The organism is Colwellia maritima, assembly GCF_022669015.1.
In the GTDB taxonomy this organism is placed as follows: domain Bacteria; phylum Pseudomonadota; class Gammaproteobacteria; order Enterobacterales; family Alteromonadaceae; genus Colwellia; species Colwellia maritima.
Genome location: NZ_JAKKSL010000006.1, coordinates 254,336 through 273,578 on the forward strand (window position 1 = coordinate 254,336; position 19,243 = coordinate 273,578).

The following is a 19,243-nucleotide window of genomic DNA, read 5'->3' on the forward strand; positions in this document are numbered from 1 at the left end:
CCAAAAACGTCTGCACATGAAGATTTTTACAAAACCTATATTGAAAAATATGGTTATTATGATTTGTTTCTCATTAATCCTGACGGACATATTTTCTATACGGTTACGAAAGAAGCTGATTTAAATACCAACATCTTAAACGGTAAATACGCCACTCAAACCTTGGCGAATTAGTGACAAAAATAAGTAAGACAAAAACTTATGACATTATCGATTTTGCTCCCTATGCTCCCAGTAATGATGAACCCGCCGCTTTTATTGCACAACCTTTGCTAAACGCACAGGGAGAAACATCGCTCTATGTTGCTTTACAATTACCTTTAGAAGGCATTCAAACAATCATGAGCGCTCGAGAAGGCATGGGTAAAACAGGTGAAAGTTACTTGGTAGGTAGCGACCTGAGAATGCGCAGTGATTCATTTCTTGATCCTATCGGGCATACCGTAAAAGCTAGCTTTGCCGGCACAATTGAACAAAACGGTGTTAATACTGAAGCCGTTGAACGCGCATTGCAAGGCGAAAAAAATACTAGTGTTATTACCGATTATAATGGTCAACCCGTACTATCATCCTTTGATCGCATTGAGTTTGGCTCTTTCAATTGGGCTATTATATCTGAAATAGATGAGCCGGAAGCATTCGCTTCGATTCGAAGTAATACCACCTTTATGATCATTCTAATGTTGGGCTTTACTCTCATCATAGCCTTGACCGGTTTTTGGTTTGCTAAACGCATCTCAACTCCAATTATTGAGGTGGCAGCAATAGCTAAACAGGTAGCAAGTGGTGATTTAACCATGTCTGTTGAGCAAAATTCAAATGATGAGGTAGGACAACTACAAGAAGCCATCAATCATATGATTGTTAACCTTTCTAAAATGGTTGGCAATATATCAGGCATTGCACTTCAACAAGCATCAACCTCTGAAGAGCTCGCCGCGATAACAACACAAACTAATAATACCGTTTCAGAGCAACAATCAATTGCTGAACAACTCGCAACAGCAATGCAAGAAATGGGAACAACCGTTAATGAAATTGCCGAAAGCACATCAACCACCTCATCTGCTGTAGATACTATTCAGGATAAAGTGCACGATAGCTCACATAAGTTAGATGAAACTTATCAATCAATTATGAATATGACGGCTCAAATTCAAGAATCAGAGCAAAGTGTTAAAAAAGTAAGAAGTGATTTTGACCAAGTAATCAGCATACTCGATGTCATTAAAGGAATAGCAGATCAAACCAACTTACTTGCACTAAATGCCGCTATAGAAGCAGCAAGAGCCGGCGAACAAGGCCGAGGGTTTGCTGTTGTTGCTGATGAAGTAAGACAGTTAGCGCAACGCACTCAAGATTCAACCAAACAAATAGATGACATGATCAATACGATAGTTAACGGGGCTGACTCGTCTGTTGATGTCATGTCAAATAGTGTGACTCATGCGGCTACTGTACAAAAACATGCGAAAGAAGTTATGGAGTTGAATAAAGTAATTGAAGTTGAAATCCATCAAATAACAGATTTAAGCGCCCATATTGCTACAGCAACAGAAGAGCAATCGGTTGTCGTTAAAGAAATGTTGCAGAATGTTGAAACCCTTAATGTAGGGGTGACCGAAACGAGTCATGCAACGGATAATATTGCAGAGTCAAGTGTTGAACTAGCTAGACTAGCAACCGAGTTAGAACAAGAGTCCTCGGCATTTAAGGTCAATCAAGGTTAAGAATAAAGAACCTAAAATAATGAACAGTTAAATCAGTTGTGGCCGAACATGAAAATGTTTGGCCTTTTTTCTAAACTCTATAATCGCAAGTTTTCAAACGTTGCTATTCTAAACTTTAATATTGTTTAGAAAAACATCCCTGTCAGATAATCTCACACAATGGAATTACCCTTCATAATTATTGCTCAACGGGTATTCCACTCTGTCTAATTACTACTCTGTCTAATTACTACTTTTATTGTGACTAAATTTTGCCAACAATATTGAGGAACCAACCTTTAGCATCATAATTAAGATCGGTTAAATCATCGTTAAAGTCAGTGAAATTGTAACCAATACCCACTTTCAGGTTTTGACCAAAATGACGATGAATCGCAGTTAAGAAACCTTTTCTGTTATCTTGTGCTGCTTTTACATCTAACATTCTGCCTTCAATAAGAAAGTCCCAATGACGCACTACATGCCAATTCGCTCTAACCACATATAAATCGGTAGTGCTGTCATACCAAATACCTTCTTCACGGCCTTCACGAACTTCACCCACTTTATGTGCGTATTTTGCTCCAATTGTCCACGAGTCGTTAAGTCGTAATTAGCGTCAAAAGCAAATACATGGCTACGTTGTTGATAATTGTTCTGTTGACCATTATTCGTATATTGATCGATAGGTGCTAAATCGTATAAGTAGTTATAAGTTGCTAGGGCATTAAACTTGTCATTATCAACAGGACGATAAGCAAAGCCTAACAAACCTTCGGTATAATCACTGTTAAGTTGGTCTTCAATACTTGAATCACTAATGGCAAAATCAATGCGTAGTTGCGCGCGCCAATCGGGGTTCACTTTATACGATAGATTATTACGAACTAGATAAGAGTCACGTTGTTGTTCGCCTTGCTCATCTTGCCTAAATTCTAATGCAGTACCATATTTAAAGTTTTTAGTTGCATAACCTGCGTTTAATGCAATAGCGTTACGCTTAATGGTTGCTTGTTCTGCGTCTTCTAACTCACCATTTTCATAACTTAATCCTAATACCCACTGTTCGCTAGGTAAAAACTCAATACCGTAAGCATGTGTTAAGCCAACGCGATTACTACCATGTTGATATCGCTCTTCACCATAAACATTAACGGCATCAGTAAAGCGATGGCGTACACCACTGACTAATTGTCCGTTACGTCCGACCAAGCCATTATCGGTTCTGTCTGGATCAAGCTCATAGTTTAAATAAACGTTACTCGCATCACTGTATTGATAATCAGAGCCTATTCTAGCGCCAAAACCTTGGTTTCCTTCCGACACTTCACCTAACAAAGAAACAGCATCGCTTACTTGATATTTACCGCCCAAACCAACACGATTATTGGCGAGTTTGGTTTCATCATGTTTAAGTGTGCCTTGGGCAAAACCGTATACACCCCATTGTGATGAATCTTGATAATCAAGTTGTACTGCAAGATCGGTTCTTTCGCCTACATTTTGACTTTGTTGTGTCGCTGTTTCAGTGTCTTCAATACGCAAACCTGCGCTAAGTTCCCAGTGTTCATTAAGCTGATGCGCAACATTTAACTCCGCACTAAGTTTGTCAATACCGCCATCTTCGTCTCGGCTATCAAGACGCAAACTGGTTTGAGTGTCGTCAGTTACGGGTAGTTGGAATTGAACCCCTGCTTGGTCGGTATCGTATTGGCTAAACTGACCAACACCAGAGAAACCTTGTTGGCGCTGCTGCCAATAGAAGTTACCTCGACTTTGTAAGCCACCATCTGAATCACTATCAAAACCTAAATCACTGAAGATAAAGGCACTCTCTATACGATAAGCCTTTGCTTTATCATCGGTTGTAATATTTGACGAACTACTGGAAGTAATATCAGAAAAATTAAAACCACCGTTACTAGAATTTACCCCTGCAACACCTTGTCCGCGTGTTTGTGCTGTTTCTAGTTTTAGATAACTTTGTGCAGAATAACGAAAAGTAAGATCAAGCCCTGCTAATTGGTGATCTTCTATCCCCATATCTTCTTTACTAGCGGTTATACCGACTTTAATATTGTCGTTAAGCCAATAACTTGCCCGACCACCAACGCTTAAATCATCAAGTTCTTCAAAGCCAGGCGTATATTCATAATTAACGACTAAGTAAGTTGGATGACCCGATAAGCCGCCCGTACGCACAATTAAATTATCACTACTAATTGAAGCTAATGGTTTGGTTAATAATATGCGACCTTGTAAAGAATCTACGTCATAGTCTTGTCCTGGAGCTAAAGGTGTTGAACTAATAACCAGGTTAGAGTCTTTGTCTCTTACTTCAATGGTGACTCGTTCTGAGCCTTGAGTGATATCTTGATTTTGCAAATAATACAAAGAGCCGCCTGTGCCGCGTAACTCTTCGTAAGCGGCACTAGTGCCTGCTTCTGCCGCGAACACTTTAACATTACTAACTCTTTCACCAAATTGGGTTAAGGCTTCGCTATTCCAATCAAGACTGGCACCATATAAACCGCGTTCAATTCGTGAAAATTCGGTGTCTTTAATATCCGCGATGAAGTTACCCCACATTAAATGAGATTTATCATCGTTGATTTTTGCATAAAAGCGCCCCTGTGTTGGTGCGTCTTCAACCACGGTAGAATCATCACCGTAAACAGCATAATGATTTTCTTCTTCAAGACGGCGTAGTAGGCTGCTTGGATCTTTTTTATTCAAGTTAGAAAACAGATCTTCTAAAGGCTCTTCTTGGCTATCAAGACTTGTTGTAATGGTGTAGGTGTCTTGCCACTTTCCTTTCGCATAAAAGGCAATGCGACCATCAACAAACATATCATCATTAAAATGCTGTTGATCACCTGTCACTAACCCAATATCGCCATTAGTGGTGTTTTTACCAACAGTTAGGTCTGCCATACCGACATAAAACCAATCATTACTTTTTAATTCAAGATGGCGCTGAAATAACTGGCCATTGCCTTGTTCATTCAGAACGGCAACCTCAACATTGTGAACGCCTGATGGAATAATTTGTTCAGCAACAAATTGCTGCTGTTCATTTACGGGTAATTTTTTACCTAAAAAATAAACCGAATGATCATTAGGCACATTATCGCCATTAACCGTTAAGGTGCCACCACTAAGTTTTATGTTTTGTATGCTTAAATGGCTTTCTCCGTAGCCGCCTAATAATGCCTGCTCTATGGGGAAATCAGTATTAGTTTGTTGGTTAAGATTTAGTGCAAAAGTTTGGGTTTCATCAAATTGGCCATTCTCGTTGTACACACGTAAACGATAATGTAATGGCTCACCGAGGCGAAGTATTGAAAATACTTCTTCATCTTGCCATTTAGCTCGATTGTTTTTGTCTAAAGCAACGATAAATTCAGGCTCACTTTGTACTGATTTATTGTTGGTGAAAATACGCACTTCTGCTTTATCAAAAAAGGTAGAATAATTACTGTGTCCTTGAAAATCGACAGTAATACTATCTTCTTCTTCACCATTATCATGATGACGAACAACTGATGTGACGTTAAGCGCCGCTTGTATTTTTAAATTATCGTAGTGCAACTGAACATTGGCATTATCTAACGCAATATCAGTACAGCGTTGGTGATCCGCATCATTTGCTGATTGCTCTGCAACAATAGGCTTACCGTCAACGGTAACAACAAAAGGAGCAGGAGTTGCTTTGGTTAATTGGCAAACATCATAGCGAATAAAATCTGAATGGTCAGTAATAGCCGTCACTACTTCTTCATCGTACCAAGCGAAAAGTTCAACGCGACGGTTCTTCTCCATACCTATCAAAGTGTCGTTAGCGGCAATAGGTAATGAACTGCCTTTACCTTCAGTTGTTATAGCGCTGCTCTCTAACGCTAATTGTTGCTGAAAATACTTAGCAACAATTGAGGCTCTAAAATCAGATAGACCAACATTTGATTGATATATGGCTTTCGCTCGGCTACTTAATTTTTGATTATCAGTATGGCCAACAAAATGTAAACGCACATTTTTCTTACCCGTTAATTGTGCAATAACCTTATGGGGGTAATTCCACATAGCACTGGTTTGTATTCATGAAAGTCTACAGCCCTTAATTTAAAGGGCTTTCAGTCGTTTTTGTGTTTATACTGTTTTCAACTGCAAATTTAGTAACATCTTGAATATCAATAACATTATCTGTATGCCTAAATTCAAAATTTCCGAGTAAGTTAATGTGCTGCCAAGCTACAGGTGAAAAACGCTTAATTTGACTACATAACACTTCATCATTAGCAGCTTCAGCCTTTGCTAATAACTCGGAAAGTATCGATGTGTTGTAGTAAATAATACAGCAAGCTAATATTTTGTTGCATTGATTGCTTATCTCATACGCCTTGTCAGTTTTACCTAATAGTTTTTTGCCGCTAATTTGAAGAATTCCAGCTCGTAATTGATGAAATGCCTCACCTCTGTTTAATGCTCTACTTACTCGTCTTCTCAAATCGATATCATTAATGTAGTTAAGCATATATATGCTCATAGTCATTTTATCAAACTCGATAAGTGCCTTTAACGTAGGGTTTTTCTTTGAATATGATGATAATTTTCTGATGATGGTACTTTGGTTTGGTTTCTTTTAGCGCTAATGAGGCAAGGATTCGTAATATGTTGTCCCATTCATCAATAATAAGTTGTTTATTAACCTGGCTCGATGGTTTAATCAACAATTCTGAGTATTCACTTGGTTTATTGAATGCAACTAAATTTTTCTCAGCTTTCATATTTAATTGAGTAAATCTTGGCATGAAGTCATAGCCAAATAAATTCATCAAAGCAAAATTAACGCGATTGATCGAATGCATGTCTCCAGAAACTGACGTGATATTAAGATCGCTAGTATTATTATATACGATATCTAATACATAGTGACTCTCGTGTTCATTAGCACCAATTATCTTGGTATTAACAGGCAAATGATTAGCAATTAAACTATAAGATACAACACCTTTACCATAGCCAAAATATTTTGTTGAGTATCTTGACTGTACTGTTTGATATCTTGTTTCGAGCTTTTGTCCATCTAAACTGGCATGAATGCCATAATCAGACAAATTATAATTATTGAATATCGGAAGTTGGGCTGTTTTATTAATGATTTGATCACTGGCATCAATCATAGAATCAATTCGGATAAATTTACCCGCAATATTTTTTAAGTTTTCCAAGCTTACATCTGATGATTCAGCGATACGCTTGTTCCCTATTGATGTGCCTTGTGCAACAAAATATGCTTTCAGGTAATCAGGTTGGGCTTTTGATTTAGATCCTTTATTGAGTATGTGGGTGAAACTATCAAAAAAACCTGTATGTTTAGCTGTGTAATCGATAACTTTTGAGATACTTTTCGTTTCAATATCCTGGTAAAAAGGATTGTTAGCTTTATCTTCTGCCCTTTTGTACGGCAGTGTCCAGGATAGGTTGTTTTCATTGATTTTTATTTCTTTATTTTCTTTTGACTTTATACGTGCATTAACCATCTTATATAGAGATTCTAATTCAATCTCTTTCTCCTGGAGTAATTCCACAATTGATTTGAGATTAAGGCAGTCAGAAAGCTCATTTAATATTTTAGCTTTATCCTTATTCCATCTTTCAAGGGAAATCAAATCATCCTCCAAATGACGATAATTGACACTGTCTGAAATAAAAGTGCTTCCTGATTTAATTGTTTGTGCAAGAGAGCGGTATAACATGACTTCATATCGCTTGATATTAACAAACTTTACATCGTGGTCATCATCTTTAGATCCCTGCGTGAATTTTACTGAGCCTTTATAGGTAATATACTTTAGTTGCGCGGTAGAAATGAAGTCGGTAGGTACTTCTGAAGCTAACCTATCATCCATTTTATCTTTGGATAACATTAATTTCTTAATAAAATTAATGGCATTGTTAAGGTGATGATTATTACCACAGCTAAAATCAATCGCCATAAAGGTACTACGCAAATTGGTTTTTATTGCATTATGCTCTTTGCTGTAATATTCCCACTCATATTTTTTGTTATTAACTTCAGGCTCAGCCAATTTATTAGTGAATTCATCAAAGTTGTCTTTTTTGATGATCGCATAACATTTTGGCCGAATTTGATCTTGGTGTATATTTTGATTATTAACAACTTTGAGCATTTGACTTGCTAATTTTCGATCTTCACCTACACCCAATTTTGCCTCAAGTATTTTTTCTCCTGCATCAACTTCGGCATGCTTTTCGTAGCCTTGAATTTTATGTACCAAATACGTTGTTAAATGATCATTCAATTTGATGAATCGCTGCCAAACAAAACACATCATACATAATCGGAACTTCATGAGTTCGAATCGTTTGAGTTGATAGACATCATAAAAATCACATATGTCGGCATAATACTGGATATTTTGTCGGGATATTGCCCGACTTGGAAATAATAGATTTTGACTGTTGAAAAATCTCAACTATTTTTTGCTGCTTTTTGAGTTCTTTACGCATTTCATTTGTGGCAAAACTCTTAGGATCTTGTTTTAAGAGCGTCAAACCAGTGATTGTTTGTTCATCTGCCAACAGTCCATCTAATGTATCCCGAGATGTTTTATCTAGTAAAGTGCCAAGTTTTTTCGCTAAACGTTTTTCTTCACGCTGTATAGCCAATGATACCAGGTCTTGTAAAGTCGAATATTTAGGTCGTACAATTTGATGCTTTTCGAAAAAATTTAATAATTCATCAAATATAAAGCGTGGGGATATATCTCTTTTTGATAAGCGTTTAGCTTGTCGGCTCACCTCTATGCCAAATGATGCCTCGTAACGCTTATAACTGTAGATACTTAAAATCGCTTTTTGGGCTGCGTAATGCTTACCTTTGGATGTTAGCTTTTTTGGAAAGTGAGTGTGTGGGAAATAACGATTAATGATAAACCAGGTATCATCTCGAACATCTGAAAATGCAAAGTTATAAAATTGTCGGGATGCTCGAAAATATCCTGATTGGAGAATATAGTTAATTTTATTATAAATACTCTTCTGTTGCTCAAGATAAACTTCATCTTCTACTGTGATCTCAAAGAGCAGCTCTCTATCTTCCGCATCTATTTTGGGAATTTCGTAAAGTTCATCAATTTCTTCACTCGTTAAAATGTTAAGGCTGTTGTTGATGGCCAAAGTACATACTCCTTTATTTATTCATTAAATGCTCACCTTCAGCTTTTAATGTTCCGTCACCGTTAACATATTTATATAAGGTAGTTGTGGTCATGCCTAGGCGTTTGGCAATATCCAATGAGACTGCATTTTTATCTGACATTGCAGTCATTGCCATCTTTAATGTAGATTTATCCATTTTTGGCGGACGTCCTCCCTTACGACCTCTCGCACGAGCCGCAGCTAAACCTGCATTTGTACGTTCACGTATTAATTCGCGTTCATATTCTGCTAATGCAGCGAAAATACCAAAAATTAGTCGTCCATTGGCCGTTGTAGTGTCAATTTCTGCACCAGTTCCCGTAAGCACTTTAAAATTTATTTTTTTGCTTTCCAAGTCATCAACTAAAGAGACAAGATCTTTCATATCTCTCCCTAATCGATCCGACTTCCAGACAATAAGAGTGTTGCCTGGTTGCAGTGCTTTAAGACAAGCTTCTAATCCAGGGCGTGAATCCTTGCGACTGGATGCATGATCGTGATAAATCCTATTATTATCTACTCCTGCTTGAATAAGTGCATCTATCTGTAAATCCAAAGACTTGAGAGCCGTCTGATTTTGAAACGCGAGCATAACCGATAAACATAAGACAAACTTGAGCCAATAAAGATAAAATTCATACTACAATCTTGCATAGTTTAAAACAATGGGTTTATTGGTTGTTTTTCGGCATATTATCGTCAAAATATAATGAACCAAGAAAACGACCGTTTTAATTACTGTAATAGAGATGACAAATTGCTATTAGCCTGATAAGCTTATTATCATCAGGTGATAATAGAAAGCAGAGAAAAAATAACATATGGAAAAAGATCCTCAATTTTGGATGTATTGTTGGAGCTTCATGGCACAGAATATACCGAAGATAATAGCTATTGGTACAAAATAGAAGCGTGGGAGGTTGAGCCTAGTAAGGAAATTCCTCACGGGATCCGCTATAACCTGACGCTACACAATAATCATAATAAGCGGATTATGGGGTTCGATAACGCGCATGCTGTAAAATCAAGAAAGAAAGGTAGATTTAAGGGGCGGATTATCGCATACGATCACCTACATAAATCAGCGGTCGACAAAGGTACGCCTTATATATTTTCCAGTGCACAACAATTGTTAAATGATTTTTTCACCGAGGTTAACCGAATTTTAAGCGAGGTTGCACAATGAGTAAGTTAAAAATTGGCATTATGCCCAGAGATGAATTTCAACGCAGGATTCTTGATATTGCGGCAGGAAAAATCACACCCAAGCGTGAGGATCCAAAAATATGGTTTAGCTCTATGAAATCACTTGGAGAAGTATTAAGTGATAACAATATCCGATTATTAAAACTAATCAACGAGCATCACCCAGAAACTCTTGGTGAACTTGCTCGCTTAAGTGGGCGACACACCAGTAACTTGAGCCGTACACTTAAAACCATGGAAAAGTACGGTATTGTTGAGTTGAAAAAGCACGCCCAAAAAGTGCAAGTAATTACTAAAGCGACAGAATTCGATATCCAATATGCTATAGGGTAATGCATTTAATTGAAGTTTTGTTTTAATACCAAAATTTTTTTATGATAATGAAAACCAATACTTTTTTAAGTGGTGAGAATAATGGCAATTACTGAAGAACAATACGGTGAGATTACAGACGAATTGGATTCGCATGAATTTTTTAACTTAGGTGATTTAGCCGGTGCAGCCAGTAATTCAAATTTACTCGCAGAGCTTGACGGTCTACATGCTCTTTCAAAGCGAGCACTCGATTATAGTTATAATAAAGAAACGCATGGATCATTGGAAAAATTTCTCGAAGAAGTTGAAGAGATGGTCGGTGGTGTTACTGGCGCAATAGAAGCACTTGAAAAAATCGAGAGCGTATTATCAAAAGTAGAAGAAGTATTGAGCAATAAACTCTATGCTGAAGAATTCGAGGGTGACTAATTTTAAATAGCGTTGCCTATAAAATGCTCACTGTGTATTTTTCGAACTGACATAGTATAAAAAATAAATAACTTTTAGTGGGTGCGGAAAGACAGCTGTATGGTTATCTTCATCACATAAAAAATTCACACACGTTATGATAATACGAAGTATCTTGCACACTTATTTGTCTGTTTATTAGAATCGGTATAATAAAAAACCTCTCAATTATATAGGTTGTTTAACCTTAGTTGAGAGGCTCTGACTTATCAATTAACAGTAGGTGTCTTTGTTAATTGCTTGTCCACCAATATCTACAGTAAATAGTGTTAATCGAGAGTTTTTAGTTCTACACTCATCTCTATCATAGTATGAAGGGCAATCAGCATTAACTGCGGGGTTATTCACTCGTGATCGTAACTCCAAATCTATTGTATTTAAGAATTGATTATTTACTCCATTATAAACGCCACCTCCATTCACCGGAATGCCAGATCCTCTAGGATAGCCACCGTCTCGCTTTTTAGGGTAAATAAATTGGTTCTGCGGTTGTGCACCAAAGAAACCCATCATTACTTCATAGTCAGCAACTAATACGGCTTCTTGAAATGTATAATTGTAAGTTACTGAAGTTATTTTCGCTGTATACGGAGCACCCTGATAAGTAATACAATTACTAAAGGGTAGTCTAGGCTTAGGCCGGCTAGTGGTCCAATTAGGGTAATATCCATCTGTAAATGGCATTACTACATCGTATGTAACCATGCCACCAGGTCCATAATCACTAGGCGCAAAATTTCCATCCTCCTTCACAAGGTTTAAAGTGCAAATACCTGTTGCGGCTAAAGTAGACGTAGAAACAAACGCCGTGAAGATTAATGGAATCAATGTATATATCTTTTTCATTATTAATAATCCTTTGTTAATATTAAAAATAACAAGGATACAAAAATTCTAAATAGGGTTATTTAGAATAAGTTAATTACAACAATGACTAGATAATGATTAATTACGCTCAATGTAATAACTGAATGATCCCTGCAAAACAAATAAAAAACATAGGATAAATTTATTGTCAACAATAAATAATTCTTTTTTTATTGAATACTTACGATATATTCATTATAAATTGAACTTATAGAACAATATGATGCGAAAGGTAGTAATGGCACTATTTAAACAGGATATAACCAAGTCGGCTTATGGCGAGGAAAAAGTAAGTGGCAGAGCTAGACGATGATTACCACTTAACCCTGTTAAAATGCGCTAGCCGTACGAGGTAAATGCTTAATTGTTAGATTTATCTTAACTTGAATCGATGTATGAGTTACGATTGATTATTGTGTTAATAGCGCTTTTTACGGCCTCTTGTGGTTATAAAGGTGATAGTGAGTATTTAAAAATGGAACATGGTCATTCGTAAATAAGGATATTAATTAGATGAAAAAAACAGCTTTTTCAGCAACGCTTGTTGCACTTTTTACAGCTAACGTACAAGCAGATACAGTTGGTCTATACCTTGGCAGCCAAATTTGGCAGAGTGAAGCAAGTGGTATTTTTGGTGAAGAAAACAGACTAATTGATTTTAATTTAAAAAAAGAGCAACAAATTAACTACTTTGTTGCCGTTGAACATCCTTTTCCTTTGCTCCCTAATGTACGCATTTCAAGTACAACGCTTGATACCACAGGTAAAGCTACCTTAACGCAAGCATTTAGCTTCGGCAGTGAAACCTTTCCTATTGATGACGATGTTAATGTCAGTTTTAACGTCAGTTATATCGACTACACCTTATATTATGAATTATTTGATAATGGTTTATTTTCATTTGATTTGGGTTTAACCGCTAGAGACTTTAGTGGTGCCGTTACTGTTACAGGGCCAAAAATTATTGATGATGATGATGATTGTCCTCAAACATCGCAAGGTAATCCTTGTACATCAACACCAACATCAAGTTCTGTTACTCCTACAGGTAAAATAAAAACCGACGAAATTGAGCCTATGTTGTATGTTGCTACCAACATTATCTTGCCGTTAACTAACTTAAGTGTATTTGCTCAAGGTGATTTTTCATTAATAAATGACCATACACTTTTTGACTATCATGTTGGTTTAAGTTACGACCTCGTTAAGAGTAGGGTGGGACATTTTAATCTGACCTTAGGATATCGTGCCGTGAAAATGGAATTTGAAAATTTAGACAATTTATATACAGATCTTGAATTTAAAGGTGCTTTTGTTGGCGTGATTGCACACTTTTAAAGCTGATCAAATAATCTACTAGGAAGTTTTGAATTTAGGTATGTAATTAATATTATTATTGTTCAATGAGTTAAGTGGGTTTTAGTTAAAGAAATTATGAGCACGAAAGCGCTGTAGGCATTGTAACTTAGGGGGTGTAGGGTTTCTTGAATACAAACCAGTGCTATGTGGAATTAACCCCTAGTTGCTTGATCTTGTTCATTAAACCATTCAAGGTTAACCCCTGCACTAAACGTTTTAACATGATCACTGGTAATCAAAAATGCTGTATTACCCTCAAACGCCTCAACTTGGTCAAGTACAGTATTGTACTCCTGCAAAACATCTAAAGTTAACGTGTTATCATTATCACCATTCGTTAAGTTTAATATATGAATACCTTCATCGAAGGTTAGGTTCATTGTTGTCATTAGTAAAAGTTCTCGTTGTAATTTTATTAATTTATGGGATGCCAACGTTTATTTGATATTAACCTGTTCCAAGCAAGTAATGTTGCACTCACTAAAAACTGTTAACTACCCGTCAACGCCGACGTGGTTTTCATTAACTCATGTAAGCTCGTAAGTCGTATTATTTGGTGCTCTTCAATAGTCAACAAAGCACCAAGTATTATGTCTTTTTGCACCTCACTAATTGGGTATATTCCATTATTAAATTGTCCTGTTTAATTAAAGCAGACCGACAAGAGTGATGCCCTGCTACGTTATATTAAGTATTAAGCCTTATTTTTTTAATATCTTTTTTTAAATGAATTGTTTTACTGCCTTTACTTGGCAGCAAAGATTTAGCGTCATCGAGTGTGAAAACACTATCGTTTTGGCTGTTTTGGTAAGCAAGTTGCAGCAATTTTTCCAATAGATTTTGTTTTTTCACCTGTTGGTTAAAGCAATGGCGTAATGTTTGATATTGGTTGGCGTTAATATCATAAATTTTATACAAATACGTGCAGGCTAGTCGGTATTGCTTTTGTTTTATTGCCTTAATGTAAGCTTGGTAATAGGTTTTATAATTCTTGTTTGTATGTGAGTTTTTAATGGCTTTAAACTTGACTGAATTTTTTATGTATAAAAGGAAAAACAAGCAGAGTAAAAATAAAGCACTTAGAGCAATAATTGAAAGAAGCTTTGTTTTGCTCCACTGATTTTCATCAGCCAGATGACTACCTTGTTCTTTTATTTCTGTTACTATCCAATGTTGACTTGGTACTCGTGTACTTGAAAGTGTGTTAGTGGTTAGGTTCCACCAGTAAAAGCTTTGCTCGGGAATATAATATTCACCGGCCTGCTCAAAAAAATAAGTGAAGGATTCTGTACGTTCCCCCTTAAGTGACCCTCTGGATATTCTGTCTTGCAGCTGTAAGGGGTTATGATAAGTACTCACACCATTGAGCTCCGGCTTGGTGTAGGCGGGTAACATCATTGCCGGAACATCATCCCCGCTGAAGGTGATAACCTGAGTGACGGCGTCACCAATATTGTATGTTCGATCTTCGATAATCCCATCTTTGATGCTTATTTTAAAATCGGAGCTGACCGTATAGCTGTCTATTTGTGTAAGTTCAGCGGCAATTTGGCGGTGAAGCTTAACGGTGGAGTATAAACTTTACCTTCAACAACATTTGATGCGCCAATTTTTATTGAAACAAATACACCGATGGACGGTATTTGATATTTTCCCTCTTTAAGCGGGTATAGGGTCAGCTCTCTTATTTGACTAGCCCAAGTCATGCCTTTTACTCTTTTAGTGCTGTTAATCGCGAATTGATTCCGGGGAGTATGACCGTGTTCGCTATTTGTGGGTTGTCCAACTGAGTGCCTTTGGCAAACCAGTGCTGAGTTGATGTTTCTATTTCCAAAACCACGGCTTGTTTAACAAGAATGTTATTAGGTGTTTGTAAGCGTATCGATATATTGAACTGCTCATTGGCTAATAGCTCTGTAATTGAAGTCGCCTTTAAGGGGAACACCACAAAACATGCAATGATAAAACAATATAATGAAATAGAACTAAACGGCTTATTCATTGTTGTTATCATCTTGTTTTATAGCCGATGCTTGTTGTTCAAGTTGCTTTTGAAATTTATAAGAAAGAAAGCGAGACGGGTTTTTCTGTACCTGACGTAACCACAGTTCATTTAATTTAGAGTCTTGTAAGATTTGTTCAGCTGTTAACTGGGGCCTTTTTTGAGGAATGATGTCTTTTCTTTCTGCACCATCAGCAGTTTGTGGTTCATCCCCCAAAGCTTCACTCGATTCTCCTAACTCTTCTGCCTGATTTTGCGAAGTTAAGTTTATTTCGTTAATAATTGCCTGAACAATTTTCAGGTTTTTTTGTGCTCCATGGTGATTTTCATTTTCTATTAATATGGCTTGATAAACTTCTCTTGCGTTAACATAATGGCGAGCGTGAGCCATTGCATTTGCGCGAAAAAATTTGATTTTAAGGCGATCAAACTGATTATAAATACTGGCCGCCTGATCAAAATCTTCTGCGGCATAATAACTATAAGCCTGCCAAAAAGGTTCGTTAAAAGTACTCGCAGCCTGACGATAATAATCAAAGTTGAATAACATTTGCCCTTGTTGGTTTCGTGTTAGCCACAAATCCGCCATGACCTGCGGTTTTACATAGCTAAAGAGCATGACTAGCACAAGTAAAATAACATTGAGCTGAAGTTTTCTGGCGCGGTAAAATTGCCAAAATATATTGATTGATTTCTTCATGGCTCTAATTACCATTGCAAGGTCCGACCACGGCGAAACCACAACAGAAAGCATGCGGCCATTATAAAAACTAATGGATAACCTGAGTCATACCGTGGCAGGCTTTCATCATCAACAATGCCCAATTTATTGTCTAAATATTTACTTACTTGTACGACATCTTGTTTGTCATGACTCATTAATACCAGTTGGCCATTACTACTGTCTGCCAGAGTTTCTAATTGTGATAATTGTAGCGGGATAATTAACGATGTCTCATCGATATTGACTATTGCAGAGGTGGCTTTCCTATCGCCCAAACAATCAGTTGGTGCGGGTGGTTTTTAAAAAAACGATTAAATTGCCTTGCTGTTTCAGGTGTTGCTCCATCTCCCAGAATAAGCAAAGTACCCGGCACTTGTGTTGTTTGTAATAACGCTTGTGCTAACGGGAGAGTGGCTTGGGGTAATTTACCTGATTTTGGCATCAACTTGTTATTTAACGGATTTAGGAAGTGGCGGATCATGTCACTGTCACTTGTTATTGGTATTACCGTATGAGCCGATCCTGCATAGGCAATAAGTGCTGTGTTTGCATCCCCCCTAAGTGCAAGTAACTCAATGATTTTTTGCTTTGCCCTTAACAGGCGCGAAGGCTGAATATCGCTCTGATTCATAGATTCTGAGACATCAAGGGCGATAATCAGTGGTGATTTATCTTCGGAAAAAGGCGATGGCTGTTGTTTCCGGCTAGGTCCGGCTGCAACTATGCAGGCTAACAATACAAAAATCACCGTGACATTTTTTGGTGTGAGTTTATTGTTTTTACCTGCATTGACCGTAAGGTGCTGCAATATTTCGGCTGACATTACTTTTCGCCAAACCCTTAAGTTGTTATTTCTTTGATAAAAAGATTTTATGATCACCAACAGTGGAAAAATGAGCAATAGCCAATAGGGGCGCAGAAAGTGAAAACTCTGTAACATCATTAAATCAGACATGGTATTTCGCTCTTGATTTGAATCTGAAACGAAAAACAACCACCAATAAAATACTCACATAGAGCACAGTAAGTAGGATCACCGAGAAATGATGGATACTTGTTCTGGGGCGAAAAGACTGAATGTCGAATTGTTGTGGCTCTAGAGCATTTATTTGTTGGTAAATTTTATGCAATTCTTTACGGTTCATGGCCTGAAAATAAGCGCCTGCTGTTATTTTTGAAATTTTCTTAAGTGCTTCTTCATTAACCTTTTCTTCACCCAATGTTTGAGGATCGCCAATGGCAATGGTGTAGATTTTTATCTTTGATGCTGCAGCAATAATAGCGGCTTCAATGGGTGGAACTTTAGAGCCGGTATCATTGCCGTCGGTCAATAAAATAAGTACTTTGTTCTTGGTTTTAGCCTTGTTAAATGCACTAATGGCAAGCCCAATAGCATCACCTATAGCGGTACTTTGTCCGGCCATGCCTATGCTTGACTCGTTAAGAAGTGTTAACCAAGTTGTCAGGTCGTCGGTAAAAGGGGCCTGTATATAGGGAGCATCGCCAAATAATATCAAGCCCAAGCGGTCGTGCTTACGTGCTTTAACAAAATCAGTTAATATTAGTTTAACGGAGGTTAAACGATCAAGTTTTTCACCTTTTAAATTGGTGAAGTCTTCAGCAGCCATCGAACCAGATAAATCAACTGCGATCATTAAATCTCTCGCAGATTTTTGTTGGATAATCGGCTCACCTATTTTTTCTGGCTTGGCCATTGCCGTGACTAAGCATAGCCAGGAAAATATCAGCAAAACCCGTTGAATGACTTTTCTGTTCATAATGACAGCGCCGCTTTCAGGCTTTTCCCCAGTAACCGCCACTAAACGGGTAAAATAAGGCACCTGAAGGGCGCTCTTGTTTTCCTTATAGGGTGGAGCCGACCACCTGACCAATACAGGGGCAAAAAGCAAAATAAAGCACCAGGGATGAACAAACTCAATCATTTGGCCTCCTGTGGAACTTTATCCATAACCTGATTTCATTGAGTAGAGTTTGAATTTGTTGTGGGCTGATCTGAGATGCAGGTGCAAAAGATAATAAATGTAGTTGTCTGGCACACCGCTTGGTGAATGCTGTGCTTTGACAATGTTGATCTAGCCAAGCGTCCCATTCGTCACTTTGTAATTGACAAATCTGGCTACGGTCAAATGCCACCAGTGCGGTTTTACGTAATAATGCGGGTAATTGTCGGTAAATAGCTTGCTGTTCGAGGTCGTAAAAAGTCGGTAATGCGTTTATCCAAACTAATGCTTCTCTTCGGTAGGCATTACGTTGATAAGCTTGCCACAGCCCATACATTTTTTTAATGGTAAACAAAAATAAACCTAGGAGTAAAAATTTCCAACCAATGGTTTGCGGCCACCAACTAATAGCAGGTGGTGCGGTTGTTTCAACAAACGCTTTGAGCAGATAATTCCCCCAAGTGGATTGAAAAGCCATCATCGGTTCGCCTGACCCATAGCTTTACGTAACTGTTGCGCGGCGGGAGAAATTGTATCAATTGCTAATAAGGGGATACGAAGCTTATTAGCTGCTTTGGTATATTCGCTGAGCTGTGCTGCTAAATTTAACTCATACTCAGTTTGTGTTTTGCTATTGTCGGAAGAAAATTGAATTTGATAGCGCCCGTCACTCACTAACATTTGAGACATTTCAGGGAGTTTTCGCTCTAGCGGATCAAATACTTTGACCGCTATTATTTCATTATGTTGTCGTAAATGCTTCAGTAAATCCGTTGATTTATCATTCCGACCATTGCCATCACCAACATAGATGATTAAGGCATCATGCCGGCAAATATTGCCTAGTTTAGCTAACATGCTATTAAATGATGTACTCGGGTTTTGTTCAACATGACCACTTTTTAGCCGGTGATTTTGTTTAATGACTTCATTAAGTAAACTCACAACGTGCTGTTTGCTACGCTTGGCGTTTATGACTTTTAGATTATGATCATTAAAAACCAGTGCGCCAACACGATCACCCGTTGCAATTACTCGCCAAGCGATCAGCGCTGCTACTTCTGCCCCTACAACGGATTTCATTTTTTTGCTACTACCAAAGAACATACTTGCTCTTTGATCTATGGCCAGATATACATTGCGCTCGCGCTCTTCGGTATATACTTTTACATGGGGTTTACCGGTACGACGGGTAACTTTCCAGTCCATACTCCGAATATCATCACCTGGGCGGTAGTGTCGCAGTTCTTCAAAGTTAAGGCCTCGTCCACGCAGTTTAGATATTTGTTTGCCGGACAGCACACTGTTTACAGGCTGTTTAGGCTTAAAACTAAACTCTTTAGCCTGATATTGTAAACGTGTTAATGCTGCTATATCAGCGTAAATGTTATGGGTTTTGTCAGTCATA

22 protein-coding genes are annotated in these 19,243 nt (G+C 37.7%); 5 read left to right on the forward strand and 17 right to left on the reverse strand.

Annotated elements, in window-relative coordinates:
- Positions 1-173 precede the first annotated feature (173 nt).
- Positions 174-1,730 carry a methyl-accepting chemotaxis protein gene (locus L3081_RS23800; protein ID WP_242288811.1) on the forward strand — a complete coding sequence of 519 codons (1,557 nt, stop codon included), beginning with the start codon at positions 174-176 and terminating at the stop codon, positions 1,728-1,730.
- A gap of 244 nt (positions 1,731-1,974) precedes the next feature.
- Here the strand turns inward: L3081_RS23800 and L3081_RS23805 are convergent, their stop codons facing one another.
- The 6 genes from L3081_RS23805 to L3081_RS23830 are packed head-to-tail and all read right to left on the reverse strand — an operon-like array spanning position 1,975 to position 9,489.
- Entirely contained in the window at positions 1,975-2,187 is a 213-nt protein-coding gene (locus L3081_RS23805; protein WP_242288813.1) for a hypothetical protein, read from the reverse strand.
- Complete coding sequence (locus tag L3081_RS23810; RefSeq protein WP_242288815.1) at positions 2,187-5,792, reverse strand: OmpA family protein; 3,606 nt, start codon at positions 5,790-5,792, stop codon at positions 2,187-2,189. The genes L3081_RS23805 and L3081_RS23810 overlap by 1 nt, the downstream gene beginning before the upstream one ends.
- A 34-nt stretch (positions 5,793-5,826) precedes the next feature.
- On the reverse strand, positions 5,827-6,330 hold the full coding sequence (locus L3081_RS23815; RefSeq protein ID WP_338027490.1) for a Tn3 family transposase: 504 nt from the start codon (positions 6,328-6,330) through the stop codon (positions 5,827-5,829).
- On the reverse strand, positions 6,266-8,086 hold the full coding sequence (locus L3081_RS28760) for a Tn3 family transposase (protein WP_242288817.1): 1,821 nt from the start codon (positions 8,084-8,086) through the stop codon (positions 6,266-6,268). Before L3081_RS28760 ends, L3081_RS23815 begins: the two co-directional genes overlap by 65 nt.
- 37 nt (positions 8,087-8,123) lie before the next feature.
- On the reverse strand, positions 8,124-8,912 hold the full coding sequence (locus L3081_RS23825) for a DUF4158 domain-containing protein (RefSeq protein ID WP_242288818.1): 789 nt from the start codon (positions 8,910-8,912) through the stop codon (positions 8,124-8,126).
- A gap of 13 nt (positions 8,913-8,925) precedes the next feature.
- Positions 8,926-9,489, reverse strand: a complete 564-nt coding sequence (locus L3081_RS23830) for a recombinase family protein (RefSeq protein ID WP_338027485.1) — start codon at positions 9,487-9,489, stop codon at positions 8,926-8,928.
- Between the two features lie 285 nt (positions 9,490-9,774).
- Between L3081_RS23830 and L3081_RS23835 the strand changes: the two genes are divergently transcribed.
- The 3 genes from L3081_RS23835 to L3081_RS23845 all read left to right on the forward strand — a co-directional run bounded on the left by L3081_RS23835 (position 9,775) and on the right by L3081_RS23845 (position 10,883).
- A complete protein-coding gene (locus L3081_RS23835; protein ID WP_242282666.1) occupies positions 9,775-10,119 on the forward strand; it encodes a toxin-antitoxin system TumE family protein in 345 nt (114 codons plus the stop codon).
- Entirely contained in the window at positions 10,116-10,472 is a 357-nt protein-coding gene (locus L3081_RS23840; protein WP_182253893.1) for an HVO_A0114 family putative DNA-binding protein, read from the forward strand. Before L3081_RS23835 ends, L3081_RS23840 begins: the two co-directional genes overlap by 4 nt.
- An 81-nt stretch (positions 10,473-10,553) precedes the next feature.
- Positions 10,554-10,883, forward strand: coding sequence for a hypothetical protein (locus L3081_RS23845; RefSeq protein ID WP_182253895.1), 330 nt, complete (start codon positions 10,554-10,556; stop codon positions 10,881-10,883).
- Positions 10,884-11,135: 252 nt separating this feature from the next.
- Here L3081_RS23845 and L3081_RS23850 read toward each other — a convergent pair whose 3' ends face one another.
- Positions 11,136-11,768, reverse strand: coding sequence for a hypothetical protein (locus L3081_RS23850; protein WP_242288819.1), 633 nt, complete (start codon positions 11,766-11,768; stop codon positions 11,136-11,138).
- A gap of 534 nt (positions 11,769-12,302) precedes the next feature.
- Here L3081_RS23850 and L3081_RS23855 point away from each other — a divergent pair.
- The gene (locus tag L3081_RS23855) at positions 12,303-13,127 is read left to right on the forward strand and encodes a TIGR04219 family outer membrane beta-barrel protein (protein ID WP_182253899.1); all 825 of its coding nucleotides are present in this window, start codon (positions 12,303-12,305) and stop codon (positions 13,125-13,127) included.
- A 173-nt stretch (positions 13,128-13,300) separates the two neighbouring features.
- Here L3081_RS23855 and L3081_RS23860 read toward each other — a convergent pair whose 3' ends face one another.
- From L3081_RS23860 to L3081_RS23905, 10 genes are all read right to left on the reverse strand, one after another.
- On the reverse strand, positions 13,301-13,537 hold the full coding sequence (locus tag L3081_RS23860) for a Clp protease/crotonase-like domain-containing protein (RefSeq protein ID WP_242288820.1): 237 nt from the start codon (positions 13,535-13,537) through the stop codon (positions 13,301-13,303).
- A gap of 298 nt (positions 13,538-13,835) precedes the next feature.
- On the reverse strand, positions 13,836-14,546 hold the full coding sequence (locus L3081_RS23865; RefSeq protein ID WP_242288821.1) for a hypothetical protein: 711 nt from the start codon (positions 14,544-14,546) through the stop codon (positions 13,836-13,838).
- A 125-nt stretch (positions 14,547-14,671) separates the two neighbouring features.
- Complete coding sequence (locus L3081_RS23870) at positions 14,672-14,854, reverse strand: hypothetical protein (RefSeq protein ID WP_242288822.1); 183 nt, start codon at positions 14,852-14,854, stop codon at positions 14,672-14,674.
- A 5-nt stretch (positions 14,855-14,859) separates the two neighbouring features.
- Positions 14,860-15,150, reverse strand: coding sequence for a hypothetical protein (locus tag L3081_RS23875; protein WP_242288824.1), 291 nt, complete (start codon positions 15,148-15,150; stop codon positions 14,860-14,862).
- The gene (locus tag L3081_RS23880) at positions 15,143-15,865 is read right to left on the reverse strand and encodes a hypothetical protein (RefSeq protein WP_242288826.1); all 723 of its coding nucleotides are present in this window, start codon (positions 15,863-15,865) and stop codon (positions 15,143-15,145) included. The genes L3081_RS23875 and L3081_RS23880 overlap by 8 nt, the downstream gene beginning before the upstream one ends.
- Positions 15,859-16,149 (reverse strand): hypothetical protein, encoded by a 291-nt coding sequence (locus tag L3081_RS23885; RefSeq protein WP_242288828.1) that lies wholly within the window; start codon positions 16,147-16,149, stop codon positions 15,859-15,861. Before L3081_RS23885 ends, L3081_RS23880 begins: the two co-directional genes overlap by 7 nt.
- Positions 16,119-16,829 carry a VWA domain-containing protein gene (locus L3081_RS23890; protein ID WP_242288829.1) on the reverse strand — a complete coding sequence of 237 codons (711 nt, stop codon included), beginning with the start codon at positions 16,827-16,829 and terminating at the stop codon, positions 16,119-16,121. The genes L3081_RS23885 and L3081_RS23890 overlap by 31 nt, the downstream gene beginning before the upstream one ends.
- Positions 16,822-17,817, reverse strand: coding sequence for a VWA domain-containing protein (locus L3081_RS23895; RefSeq protein WP_242288832.1), 996 nt, complete (start codon positions 17,815-17,817; stop codon positions 16,822-16,824). Before L3081_RS23895 ends, L3081_RS23890 begins: the two co-directional genes overlap by 8 nt.
- Positions 17,810-18,316, reverse strand: coding sequence for a DUF4381 domain-containing protein (locus L3081_RS23900; RefSeq protein WP_242288833.1), 507 nt, complete (start codon positions 18,314-18,316; stop codon positions 17,810-17,812). The genes L3081_RS23895 and L3081_RS23900 overlap by 8 nt, the downstream gene beginning before the upstream one ends.
- Complete coding sequence (locus L3081_RS23905; protein WP_242288835.1) at positions 18,313-19,242, reverse strand: DUF58 domain-containing protein; 930 nt, start codon at positions 19,240-19,242, stop codon at positions 18,313-18,315. Before L3081_RS23905 ends, L3081_RS23900 begins: the two co-directional genes overlap by 4 nt.
- Position 19,243: the final 1 nt, after the last annotated feature.